General features: G+C 39.3%; 11 protein-coding genes. 5 read left to right on the forward strand and 6 right to left on the reverse strand.

The genetic code is table 11. From position 1 onward, the window contains the following. From BTO21_RS02070 to phnW, 3 genes are all read left to right on the forward strand, one after another. Positions 1-311, forward strand: a 311-nt coding sequence (locus BTO21_RS02070; protein WP_211298253.1) for a DUF5690 family protein, incomplete at its 5' end; no start/stop codon positions are given. Between the two features lies 1 nt (position 312). Then, positions 313-1,122, forward strand: coding sequence for a phosphonoacetaldehyde hydrolase (phnX, locus tag BTO21_RS02075; RefSeq protein ID WP_045027068.1), 810 nt, complete (start codon positions 313-315; stop codon positions 1,120-1,122). A gap of 40 nt (positions 1,123-1,162) precedes the next feature. Continuing rightward, positions 1,163-2,263: a 2-aminoethylphosphonate--pyruvate transaminase gene (gene phnW, locus BTO21_RS02080; protein ID WP_045027070.1), complete on the forward strand. Its 1,101-nt coding sequence runs from the start codon at positions 1,163-1,165 to the stop codon at positions 2,261-2,263. Between the two features lie 93 nt (positions 2,264-2,356). Here phnW and BTO21_RS02085 read toward each other — a convergent pair whose 3' ends face one another. Together BTO21_RS02085 and BTO21_RS02090 are read right to left on the reverse strand one after the other, a co-directional pair. After that, complete coding sequence (locus BTO21_RS02085) at positions 2,357-2,743, reverse strand: VOC family protein (protein ID WP_045027071.1); 387 nt, start codon at positions 2,741-2,743, stop codon at positions 2,357-2,359. Positions 2,744-2,887: 144 nt separating this feature from the next. Continuing rightward, positions 2,888-4,369 (reverse strand): SulP family inorganic anion transporter, encoded by a 1,482-nt coding sequence (locus BTO21_RS02090; RefSeq protein ID WP_045027073.1) that lies wholly within the window; start codon positions 4,367-4,369, stop codon positions 2,888-2,890. Positions 4,370-4,800: 431 nt separating this feature from the next. Between BTO21_RS02090 and nfsA the strand changes: the two genes are divergently transcribed. Continuing rightward, positions 4,801-5,523 carry an oxygen-insensitive NADPH nitroreductase gene (nfsA, locus tag BTO21_RS02095; protein WP_045027075.1) on the forward strand — a complete coding sequence of 241 codons (723 nt, stop codon included), beginning with the start codon at positions 4,801-4,803 and terminating at the stop codon, positions 5,521-5,523. 68 nt (positions 5,524-5,591) lie between these two features. On the opposite strand, the gene uvrB is transcribed toward nfsA, so the two are convergent. The 4 genes from uvrB to ald all read right to left on the reverse strand — a co-directional run bounded on the left by uvrB (position 5,592) and on the right by ald (position 11,271). Beyond that, positions 5,592-7,556 (reverse strand): excinuclease ABC subunit UvrB, encoded by a 1,965-nt coding sequence (uvrB, locus tag BTO21_RS02100; protein WP_045027076.1) that lies wholly within the window; start codon positions 7,554-7,556, stop codon positions 5,592-5,594. Positions 7,557-7,679: 123 nt separating this feature from the next. Continuing rightward, positions 7,680-8,576, reverse strand: a complete 897-nt coding sequence (locus tag BTO21_RS02105; RefSeq protein ID WP_045027077.1) for a DMT family transporter — start codon at positions 8,574-8,576, stop codon at positions 7,680-7,682. Positions 8,577-8,746: 170 nt separating this feature from the next. Beyond that, a complete protein-coding gene (locus BTO21_RS02110) occupies positions 8,747-10,000 on the reverse strand; it encodes an SLC5/6 family protein (protein ID WP_045027079.1) in 1,254 nt (417 codons plus the stop codon). A 155-nt stretch (positions 10,001-10,155) separates the two neighbouring features. Further along, a complete protein-coding gene (gene ald / locus BTO21_RS02115) occupies positions 10,156-11,271 on the reverse strand; it encodes an alanine dehydrogenase (protein WP_045027081.1) in 1,116 nt (371 codons plus the stop codon). A gap of 427 nt (positions 11,272-11,698) precedes the next feature. On the opposite strand from ald, the gene BTO21_RS02120 reads away from it, so the two are divergent. Then, the gene (locus BTO21_RS02120; protein ID WP_045027082.1) at positions 11,699-13,159 is read left to right on the forward strand and encodes a glutathione synthase; all 1,461 of its coding nucleotides are present in this window, start codon (positions 11,699-11,701) and stop codon (positions 13,157-13,159) included. Positions 13,160-13,278 lie beyond the last annotated feature (119 nt).

Consider the following 13,278-nt stretch of genomic DNA (forward strand, 5'->3'; position numbering starts at 1 on the left):
CCGCTTACATTCCTTTCAATTGTTTTATGTTCGACCGAATGATCGCTTCTCTTCAAGTCGCCGCTAATGCGGGGTTTATAATGTATCTTGCTGATTCTGCTGGTTATTTAGGCAGTGTGAGCATCATGTTATATCGTGCGTTTGGACAAGCAGATCTATCGTGGTTAGATTTCTTTATTAATACCAGTTATTTCGTTTCTTTAATAACAGGCTCTTTGATTATTGCTTCATGGATTTACTTTTCCCATATTCTTTCTGACCAACCCGCAGATATATCTGTAATGGCAGAGCCAACATTAGTGAGAGTGTAAAATGCGTCAAGTTGAATGTGTAGTATTAGATTGGGCAGGAACGGTTGTTGATTATGGCTCGCTGGCACCAACAACGATTTTTGTGAAGGCGTTAAAAGAAGCTTATAACTTTGACATTACATTGGAAGAAGCACGTATCCCTATGGGGTTGGGTAAATGGGATCATATTAATGCCTTAGGGAAACTACCGACGGTGGCTGCACGTTGGAAAGCACAATTTAACGCGCCAATGAGTGAGCAGGATGTTGATTATATTTACAATACTTTTATTCCATTACAAAAAATAAAGGTGGTTGATCATGCTGAACCTATCGCAGGGGCATTAGCGGCAATTAATTGGTTACGCCAACAAAATATTAAAATTGGTAGCTGTTCTGGTTATCCCCGTGAAGTAATGGATGCATTAGTACCTGTTGCTGCTCAATATGGCTACGCACCTGATTGTGTGGTTGCATCCGATGATCTTCCAGCAGGCTCTCGCCCTGGGCCTTGGATGGCACTTGAAAACGTAAATCAATTAGGTGTCAGTGCAGTGTGGCGTGTGATTAAAATTGATGATGCTGTTCCTGGTATTTTAGAAGGGCTTAATGCGGGAATGTGGACCATTGGATTAGCAAAAACAGGCAATGCGGTCGGGTTAACCGAGGTGGAATGGCAACAATGTTCAGCCGTAGAAAAAGAACACTTACTGCGTAAAGCGTATGGTGAACTTTACAATGCTGGCGCTCATTATGTTGTTGATGCACTTGAAGATATTGCTGCTGTTGTTAACGTGATTTCTGCGCGGATTGCCCGTGGAGAGCGTCCGTAATTTTATTGGTTATTGAACATATTATTTTAGTAGGTACACAATGAAAAATGATTATATTTTGTTAACACCTGGGCCGCTATCAACCTCAACGACTGTTCGTGAAGCGATGCTAAAAGATTGGTGCACTTGGGATGATGATTATAATAAAGATATTGTCGAAGTGATCCGTGAAAAATTGGTTAAGATTGCAACCGCTGCCAGTGATTATACCTGTGTATTAATGCAGGGGAGTGGGACTGCGGCGGTGGAAGCGACAATAGGCAGTGTGATCAGTAACCAAGGTAAATTATTGGTGATTGATAACGGTGTTTATGGGGCTCGCATGGCACAAATTGCCCAGTGCCTCAATATTCCATGTCATGTTATTTCATCGGCTGAAATGGTACCGCCAAATCTTGAACAGATTGAAGATGTATTAAAAAATGACACCACAATTAGCCATGTTGCTATTGTTCATTGCGAAACAACGACGGGGATGCTGAACCCTATTGCGGATGTCATCTCATTGGCTAAACGGTTTAATAAAGTGGTTATTTTGGATGCAATGTCGAGTTTTGGCGGGATCCCAATGGATATTGGCGAGCTAGGTGTTGATTTTATGATCAGCTCAGCGAATAAGTGTATTCAGGGGGTACCAGGCTTTGGTTTTGTGATCGCAAAACGTAGTCAAATTGAAAAATGCCAAGGACTAGCACGTTCTTTAAGTTTGGATCTGTATGATCAATGGCACCATATGGAAATCAATCAGGGGAAATGGCGCTTTACGTCCCCAACCCATACTGTTCGTGCTTTTTATCAGGCATTGATTGAATTAGAACAAGAAGGGGGGATTACTGAACGGCATCAGCGTTATCAATGTAATCAACAAAACTTGGTTGCGGGTATGCGCGAATTAGGTTTTGAAACATTGTTAGATGACAGTTTGCATTCACCTATTATTACGTCTTTTTATTCGCCATCGCACCATGATTATCAATTTAAAATATTCTATAAACGTTTAAAAGATCTTGGCTTTGTTATCTATCCGGGAAAAGTTTCTCATTCTGATTGTTTTAGGATCGGTACGATTGGTGAGGTATATCCCGATGATATTAAACGCTTAATTACCGTGGTGAAAACAGCAATGTATTGGAATGTTTAAATAAAAACGTCAGGTTTGTGAGTGAATAAATAATAAGGTGCTTAGCTTTTGTATATAAGAATATTGGTGAGCGCCTATTCGTTCTCTATTAAATTACATCACGATATAATTTGATACTTCAATTAAATTACCATCAGGATCGCGAAAATAGATCGACATGATTTTTCCTGTTGCACCTGTACGTTCAACAGGGCCTTCGAGAAGCATTACCTGTTGTTGCTCAAGCTGTTGTTTGACATCATCAAGATTGGTATTTGTAATAAAACATAAATCAGCACTACCAACTTGTACTGTGTTTGCCTTAGGCTCAAATTCTGCTCCATGCTGGTGGAGGTTGATCTTTTGGTTGCCAAAGGTGAGTGCAAACCGATTATCTCCAAAGGTGACGACTTGCATGCCGAGCACACGTTGATAGAAGTCGGCACTAATATCAATGTTAGTAACCGTTAAAACTAAATGGTCAAGATGGCTAATATTCATGTGGTACGCCTGTCATTCAATATTGAAACAGGAAAGCCAACCGTTATACTGTTCTCGTTAACAGCGTAAAGCGGTCGGCAATCTATTTAGGTTGATATTATTAGAATAAGCCAATAATAAAAGCGAACGTTTTAATTACTATTATTAGTGGCTAGCTAACAGTTTTTGATTTAGGTTTGGATCGTCATGGACAGCAAATTTATCAATCATTTTGGCGGTTGCCTCATTCATGCCAATCAGTTCTGTGGTTGCGCCTTGTGCTCTTAATTTAATAATGACTTTATCTAACGCCGTTATTGCGGTGAGATCCCAAAAATGCGCCAGCGTTAAATCAACTTTGACATGCTGAGCAACGTCATTAAGATCAAATAATGATGAAAAGTGATCCGCAGAGGCAAAAAATATTTGACCATAAACATTGTAAATCTGTTCATTGGCGGTGGTTGATTGCACGACAACACATTGGCTGACTTGATGCGCAAACAATAATGCTGACAGTAATACGCCAATGAAAACACCAATCGCCAGATTATGTGTTGTCACAACGGCGGCAACCGTTGCTAACATCACGATGTTACTTGATAACGGATGGTGTTTAATATTTTTAATGGAATCCCATGAAAAGGTACTAATTGATACCATTATCATCACTGCGACTAAAGCAGCCATTGGGATAAGTTTTAGAATATCACTTAAAAATAAAATCATTATTAATAAGGCAACACCCGCAAATAACGTTGATAAACGGCTTCTTCCTCCTGATTTTATATTGATCATTGATTGACCGATCATGGCGCAGCCTGCCATACCGCCCAGTAAACCAGTGCCAATATTTGCGATACCTTGTCCTTTACACTCTTGGTTTTTGTTACTTGTGGTTGAGGTTAAGTCATCAATAATAGTGGCTGTCATCATTGATTCTAATAAGCCAACCGCAGCAAGGGCTAAGGCATAAGGAAATATTATTTGTAAGGTATGGAAGGTAAGGGGAACATCAGGTAATAAAAAGATCGGCAGTGTATCGGGTAATTGCCCCATATCACCCACAGTTCGTACATCTAACCCCAGCAATACTGCACCGATAGTTAACGTGATAATACACACTAGAGGTGAAGGGATCAGTTTTCCAATAAGAGGGATAAGAGGAAATAGGTAAATAATGGCTAAACCACTGGCTGTTAATAGATACACAGACCACGTTGCATTTGTTAATTCTGGAAGTTGAGCCATAAAAATAAGTATTGCTAACGCGTTAACAAATCCAGTAACAACAGGTTTAGACACAAAGCGCATTAAATCACCGAGCTTTAAATAGCCCGCGATTATTTGTATCACACCTGTAAGGATAGTGACGGCCATTAAATATTGCAGGCCGTGTTCTTTTACAAGAGTGATCATCAATAATGCCATTGCCCCTGTTGCTGCTGAGATCATGCCGGATCTTGTTCCGACAATGGCAATGATAACGGTCATCGAAAATGAGGCATATAAACCAATTTTAGGGTCGACACCAGCAATAATGGAAAAGGCGATAGCTTCTGGTATCAGGGCTAGGGCAACCACAATTCCGGCAAGGAGATCTTGCTTTGTATTATATAACCAATTGTTTTTTATGTAATCTAACATGTTATCTCTATATTTTAGACGTGTAAAAGCCACGGATGAAATCCGCAAACATTTAGGATCAGGAAGTTTTAGCTATGGCAGGCATAGCAGAGTGACAGCAAGAGAGCTGCATTTTTGAAATAATGAGCAGGCGCTCATTAGAGAGAGGTTAAGGCGGCGTAATCTTCAAGTTTGGCTACTTTTATTTGAGAGTATGGCTATAAATCCATACTGTGAGTTTTAGAAGTTGATTATGCTAACATATAAAGAAATAGATAACAAAATAGTTAGTAGTCTAAACAAAATTATTGTATTTATTGTTATTCTGTTTATTTAATGCGTTGTTATTGCATTTGTTGGTAATATCAAAGTCCTTTTTAGGACAAAGCTGAAAGAAAGTTGATAGCTTTCAGTTACTTTTATAATCATGTATTTTTGATGGATCTCTATAAATGAATACTACTATTCAAACCATGCTTGGTCATCGCTCTATCCGTAAATTTACTGATGCTGCTATTTCTGACGAGCAATTAACGACTATTATTGCTGCGGGTATTGCTGCTTCTAGTTCAAGTATGATCCAAGCGACATCGATTATTCGTATCACTGATCCTGAAAAACGCGCTGCACTTGCACACCTTGCTGGCGATCAAGCTTATGTAAAAGAGGCGGCTGAATTTTTAGTGTTTTGTATTGATTACCAACGTCATTACTCTATTAGTTCTGAGATCAAACCTGAATATACTGAATTAACCTTAATTGGTGCGATTGATAGTGGCCTTATGGCGCAAAACTGTTTATTAGCGGCTGAATCTATGGGGTTAGGTGGGGTTTATATTGGTGGATTACGTAATAGCCCGCATGAGGTTGATGCATTATTAAATTTACCGCCACATAGTGCGATATTATTTGGAATGTGTTTAGGGGTGCCAGCGCAAGATCCACAGACAAAACCACGCTTACCAATGGCAATGATTTTACATGAAAATGAATATCAGCCATTAAATAAACCACTGTTAGCTGAATATGATCAACAAATGATTGAATATTATCAGCAGCGATCTACGCATAATAAACAACAAGATTGGTCTAGCGCTGTAACTGCAACGTTGTCTAAAGAGTCACGTCCATTTATCGCGGATTATTTTAAAAGCAAAGGCTTAATGACAAAATAATATTGTCGTTATGTACTATAAAGAGGGTGGCTAATATTGACGCTATAGCCACCATTTTTAGGTTACGATCACATATAAATAAACTGACGATATAGCTTATCAAGTTGTGCTCTTATCTGTTGTATTTGGTTTTCATCGTTATTATCACAAGCAATTAATAATCCTTTCTCAGTGGTGGTGATCTGCTGGCATAAATCAGCGATATTTGCACAAAATTCAGCTGAATGAATGCCTTCATCTGTGGCTGTAATGGCACTGCGCTGCGATGATGTTGGCGTAATATGATGAGCTTGATTATAGCGCTGTTGGCGCTCACGACGTTGTTGTGATTCGTCAATCGCCAGTTGCATTGCTGGGGTTATTTTATCGGCATATAAAATCGCTTTACCATTAGCGTTACGTGCAGCACGACCAATGATTTGAATCAGCGCTTGGGAAGAGCGTAAAAACCCAGCATGATCCGCATCAAGGATAGCCACTAACGATGCTTCAGGAATATCGAGCCCTTCTCGCAATAAGTTAATCCCAATTAATACATCAAATTCCCCTTTGCGTAGTGCATCTATGATCTCTACACGTTGTTGGGTTTTTACTTCAGCATGAATATAACTGACTTTAATGCCTTGTTGTTGCATTAAGTCATATAACGACTCTGCGCTTTTTTTAGTTAATGTTGTGACTAAGACACGTTCGTTTTTTATTACCCGTTGTGCTATTTGTTCTAGTAAATCATCAATTTGTGTTACTAGCGGTCGTACTTCTACAATCGGATCAAGTAAACCAGTTGGGCGAATAATTTGTTCGACAACATGGCCCTGAGATTGATTAAGTTCATATTGACCCGGCGTTGCGGATACAAAAATTGTTTGTGGTTTTATTTTCTCAAATTCACTGAATGTGAGAGGACGGTTATTTTTAGCGGATGGTAAACGAAAGCCATAATCAATTAACGTCTCTTTGCGGCTTTGATCACTGCGCTGCATCGCCGATATTTGCGGCACCATCACGTGAGACTCATCAATAAACAATAAGCCGTCTTTGGGTAAATAATCTAATAGGGTAATTGGGGGTAATGCGGGATCTCGTTCATTGATATAACTGGCGTAGTTTTCAAGCCCTGAACAATAGCCTAATTGCTGCATCATTTCGATATCATGCATGGTGCGTTCATAGAGGCGTGCGGCTTCGATAATACGATTATTCTGATTAAGTTCAGCGACGCGTAGTGCTAAATCTTGTTGAATTTTAACGCAGGCCTTGGTGAGTTTTTCTTTTGATGCGGCATATAAGGTTTTAGGTGACACAAAATAGTGCTCAATATCACCTAAGACGTTACCTGTGAGTGGATCTAACCATTGCAGAGTCTCAACTTCGTCATCAAATAATACTGCTCGAATAGCTTTTGACTCAGAATCAGCAGGATAAATATCAAACACATCACCATGAACACGAAATGTTGCACGTTCAATCGTTTTGTCACAGCGAGTATATTGAAGCGCTGTTAGTCGTTGAATAAAGTCTTCACGGGGTATTTTTGCTCCGACAAACAGCGGAATTTGGACTGCGCGGTATTGGTCGGGATCGCCTAAACCATAAATAGCAGAAACAGAAGCAACAACAATCACATCTTTACGTTCTATTAATGATTTGGTGGTGGATAACCGTAACCGCTCAAGCTGTTCATTAATCGCAGAGTCTTTACGGATAAAGCGGTCACTACCGGGAATATAGACCTCTGGCTGGTAATAATCATAATAAGAGACAAAATATTCAACGGCATTTTCAGGAAAGAAGCGTTTCATTTCGCTATAAAGCTGAGCTGCGAGGGTTTTATTATGCGCTAAAATCAGCGTTGGGCGTTGTAAGCGGTGGATCATATTGGCCATGGTAAACGTTTTACCCGACCCCGTTACTCCTTTAAGCGTTTGGTGAGTGACACCTTTTTCTACACCATCAATAAGTTTGGCTAAAGCCTGTGGTTGATCGCCTGATGGTGGGTAATTGGAATGTAATATGAAAATATTGTGAGGCATAGAGATTAGCCTTTTTATAAATATCTGCTGTTAGTATATAACTACCAACATACGCTTATTTGGATTTAATTTCGAACTCAAAAATAGACCATATTGATTAATAAGGCGGTAGATTTATTTATATTAGCGTTCATTGGGGCTGGTTTTTAGTGTTGGTCGATAATTGGAGTAGGTAATAAGCAAACCTGCAATCACAATAAATAGCCCGCCGCCAAGGGTGTTATAGGTGGGTAATTCATCAAATAGCCAATAACCAAATATACAAGAAAATACAATCTGGAAGTAAAAGAACGGTGCGACATGCGATGCTTCCGCGATATTCATGGCTTTGATTAAACACAACTGCGATATAATCGTGACGATAGGGATGGTGATAAAATAAGGTAATGCCTCTAGTGTTGGTGTTTTCCACATTTGCGGTTGCGCTAATAGCAGTAAACTTGCAACCGAGCCTAAAATAAAGAACGAGTTAATTAATACCGACAGTAACGAGATGTTTGAATCAATGGTTTTAGTCAGAAGGTTATAACCGGAGTTTGCAATCGCAATCAGTAACGGTAATAAATATACCCACTGTAAGCCACTAATATTGGTTGGATTAATCACTATTACCACACCGACAAAGCCGAGCAAGGTTGCAATTATTTTTATTGGCGTCAGAGTTTCTTTAAAAAATAAGCTGCCACCTAGCATATAGGCGATACTGCCCATTTGAACAATGATGATATACATTTCAAGTGGTATATATTTTAACGCAATCACTGAGGTCACAGCACAAACTAAAAATAAAACCGCACGAAGGATTAATTTACTGTTAGTGGCAAAAATAGCGGTTTTGGTTTGTTTCGGCATAAAAATAAGCATGCATAAAAAAGGGATAGCAAACCGAAAGAATACCATTTGAATCGGGTGGTAACCGTGTTGTATTAGGTACTTATCGGCACTGTCTTTAAGCGTTAATGATAAAGTTGCGACTATAATGAGCATTGCCCCGAGCATGTTGTGGTTTTTAATCTGCATGATATTTTATTCTGTGGTCAATGTTGTGATAAGTAAAAGATAAACAATACCTCACTAGAATAAAGTATCTATTTTTAATCTGCTATAATTTTAAACAAAGTCTTTCATCACCTATAAAACAAAAAATAACCAACCGATAAAGGTTGGCTATTCGAGTCACATACGGGGCGTTAAATAAGATTAAAGATAATCGCTGATATGGCAATTAAACCAATCACAGTCACAAAAATATTACTTATCTTTCCGCGGTACTGTTTAAGTGAATCAATATTACGAATCGCATACATTGGCATAATAAATAAAATCATTGCAATAACCGGGCCTGAAAAGGTTTCCATAATACTGAGCACACTGGGGTTAATAACAGCGGCATACCACACCGATAAAAATAATATAGCGATAGTGAGTTTATTCGCGAGTTGAGGTTTGATGTTGGTGTGTTTGGTGATAATGCCATTTAGACTTTCACGCCCACCAAGAAAATGACCAAAGAAAGAAGAGGTGATCGCAATACAGGCAATAAAAGGTCCTAGTGATTCAATCACGCTACTATTCATTTCATTGGCAAGGTACGACAAAATTGAAATGTTTTGCACTTTAGCTTCTGCTAATTGAGCCGGTGATAGGCTTAGCACACATGAGAACACAAATAATAGCACGAAGGTAATTAGCATCATGGAAGTGTGTTTTAAAATGTAATCAACCTTAGTGTTTGCTTGGTCGCCATAATGACGTTTTTGTGCAACAGCAAAACTAGAAATAGCCGCGGTGTGGCTAAAGGCAAAAATAGTGGTTGGAATGGCAAGCCAAAGGGTTTTACCGAAATCAGAGGCGGTTGGTACCGTTGCAAAATCTGGCATTTGCCAGTGTGGAATCAGATAAATTGACAGTCCAAATAAAATAAATACTAACGGATAAACAATAATCTCAAATGCGCGTAATACCATTTTTTCATTGGTTAACATAACGCCTATCATTAATGTGACTAATATCCCTGAAAGTAATATTCGCGGTGGTGGGGTCATGTGCAGCTGGTGGATAATAAAACTTTCAACAGTATTGGTTAAGCCAACGCCATAAATCATCAAAATGGGGAAAATAGACAGGAAATATAACAGTGAGATCATCAAGCCAAATTTATGGCCGAAATGTTCTTCGACCACATCAGTAAATTCAGCTTGAGGTTGCTGAGAAGATAAAATAAACCGCGCTAACCCTCGATGGGCAAGAAATGTCATTGGGCCTGCCAGTAATGCCATAATGATTAACGGCCATAATCCACTGACACCGATATTAATCGGTAAGAATAATATTCCTGCTCCGACGGCAGTACCAAAGAGGCTAATTATCCATGTTTTATCGTGTTTGGTTAAGGTTTGCTTGTTATTTTGATTGGAAAGTGTGTTTGCATTAGGGTAAGGCATATTGCTGACCTTTATAGGTATGTTTATTATAGGTATGTTTATATAGGTATGTTTATATCGATACTGATGTTGACGTTATAGGGTGTTATTTATTGAGGTTGTGACAAAGAAAGCTTCTATTTTGCAATAGAAGCTTTATGAGATAACAGTGTTATTTAAGCGAGGATACTTGCCGCAGAGACATAAGGTAAATCAAGTGCTTGAGCTACACTTTTACAAGTAACATGACCGCGATAAACATTTAATCCATTCAGTAAATGCGGGTTGTTTTGGAGCGCTTTTTGGTAGCCATTATTAGCCAATTCAACAATGTAAGGCAGGGTGGCATTATTCAGTGCGACGGTTGAGGTGCGTGCAACTGCGCCGGGCATATTTGCCACACAATAGTGCACCACATCATCAACAATATAGGTTGGCTTATCATGGGTTGTTGCATGTGATGTCGCGACACAGCCACCTTGGTCGATGGCTACATCAACAATAGCTGCACCTGGTTTCATTTTTTTGATCATCTCAGCGGTGACCAGTTTTGGCGCAGCAGCACCAACAACAAGCACACCACCAATCACTAAATCAGCCTCTAAAACATGGCGTTCAATCGCATCATTGGTTGAATAAACGGTTTTTAGTTTGCCATTAAATTGCACATCAAGTTGACGTAACACATCAATATTGCGGTCTAAAATTACTACATCTGCCTGTAATCCAAGCGCCATTTGAGCTGCATTATTACCGACGACACCACCACCAATAATAACAACTTTCGCAGGTTCGACACCAGGAACGCCGCCTAATAACATGCCGCGTCCACCGCGTGATTTCTCAAGTGCGAATGCACCTGCTTGAATTGACATCCGTCCTGCCACTTCAGACATCGGTGCTAATAGCGGTAAACGGCCGTGATTATCCGTGACGGTTTCGTAAGCAATACAAATAGCTTTGCTGCGAATAAGATCCTCTGTTTGTGCAGGGTCAGGTGCAAGATGTAGATAAGTAAATAGAATTTGCCCTTCACGCAACATTGCACGTTCAATCGCTTGTGGTTCTTTTACCTTTACGATCATTTCAGATTCAGCAAATACATTCGCTGCTGTTGGCAATATTTGTGCACCAGCATCAATATAGTCTTGATCACTAAAGCCGATTCCAGAGCCTGCTTGTGTTTCGATATACACACTATGTCCATGAGAAACAACTTCTTTTACTGCCGCTGGTACCATACCAACACGGTATTCATGAGTTTTAATTTCTTTTGGTACGCCTAGGATCATAATAATCAACCTTGATTTTTGTGTTATTGGAATGTGGTTATTTGTTATTGGTATGTTTATAGGTTAGATTAACTTTGTCGGTATGTGTAACTGTTTTTTAATATAAATGCAGTTATATTTACTACTATATTTTTCATTAATGGTTATTAAATCTAAATTTGATCGTTATCACAGTTTAAATGATTGTTTTTTGTGCGAGTTTTATAGGGGTTATATTTAAAAAGTTGTAGAGTGAAGTGATGTATCACCGATAACCATTGCTATAGATATAAAGCTAAACTATATTTCGAGTATTACGGAAGTATTACTTGCATCGAGTATAGTTATTTATGTCATAGGCTCAATTGGGCTAAATTTTATCCTTGAAATAGCGCTATTGATCTAAACCGAGTAAGAACTTTCAGCTGTATTTAAGAGCGATTAAAGTATGAGTAGCAATAATAAAACAATGATTGCACAAGCGACGATTGAAGATATTTGTGAGTGGGCAATTATGCATGGTGTTGCTTTTCGTCAAGCGGATAATACAGCAAGGCATTGCCCGTTTAGTATTGCGCCAATGACGATGGAACATGAGGTTTATAACCACTTACGGCGTGTTGTTCCGCTGCTAACTAAATTGATCAGTAATGTCTCTGAAGATCATGTTTTTTTACAATCAGCATTGGCTGACATGGCAAAAGCAGATCCTTTTTTTGGACGCCTGATGTCATTGCATCAACAGATCCATGGTAATGCTACTCACCGCTTTGATCCTGCTCGCCAGCCGTTATTATTGATGCGAACCGATTTTATGGATGATCGTCAATATGGCGCAAAAGTCATTGAATTTAATGGTATTGCTGCAGGTATGGCGCCATTTGGTCAGCGAGCAACTGAACTGCATCAATTTATGCAGCGTCAATGGCCTGAGGTTTATCATTCATGGTTAGAAGATCGTTCTGCTACACCCGCAGATAACCAAGGCTTAACCCAATTGGCATTAGGGATCACCACGGCAGCTCGCAGTATAAAAGCCGATTTTAATGATCAAGGCGCACCAGTGTTTTTGATGGTGGTTCAGAAAAATGAAGATAATGTTTATGATCAACATCTCTTAGAGGCCGCATTACAGCAACAAGGAATACGTACCGTAAGACGTACTTTTGAACAATTAAGTGCACAGCTATCAACAGGAACTGGCCAACGTTTGTTGCTTGAAGGTGTTGGCGCGATTGATGTGGTGTATTTACGGGCGGGTTATCAATATTCTGATTATTGTGCGCCAGCACTGCATGAGGCAGTTTGTTGTTATACCTTGAGTCAAATGCGGGTGTTTATCGAACAACATCATGTCGCTTTAAATGCCACGATAGGCCAGCAACTTGCAACCAGTAAAACCATGCAAATGTTATTAACCATGATGCCGGCTCAAGAGTATCTGCGTTGGGGATTAACCCTTGCAGAAGCCGAGTTAGTAAAAAGTGTGTTGGCTGAAATGAAGCCCATTACTGCGGCAACAATTGCATGGTTTAATACGCAAGCAACCAAAGCTGAATGGGTACTTAAAAATCAGGGTGAAGGTGGTGGTCATTGTGTGTTTGGAGATGATATTAGCGCAACGTTAGCAACATTAACCGTGGCGGAATATGATGCATGGGCATTAATGCAACGCTTATATCCTCATGAACGTGAAATGCCAACACTTGCTATTCGTGATGTAAAAGCAACTGTGGTGACTGATTTAGTCAGTGAAATAGGTCTGTTCAGTGCATATTTTAATGGTAAGCCAGTGACTGAGTTAGACGGTTATGCGGGGTATTTAATTCGTAGTAAACCTGCGACTGAAAATGAAGGTGGTATTCACAGTGGTAAAGGTATTTTGGATTCATTAGTGTTGATAGATTAATGTGATCGCTTTAAATATGTATAAATACGGTGGTTAACCATAAAATTGACGTAAAAACTATTGTGTTATTATCGCTAATGGGCATATTAGATGGCTGTTAGCGACATTTAGCCATTGGA

It is taken from the genome of Photobacterium phosphoreum (assembly GCF_002954725.1).
GTDB classification, from domain to species: domain Bacteria; phylum Pseudomonadota; class Gammaproteobacteria; order Enterobacterales; family Vibrionaceae; genus Photobacterium; species Photobacterium phosphoreum.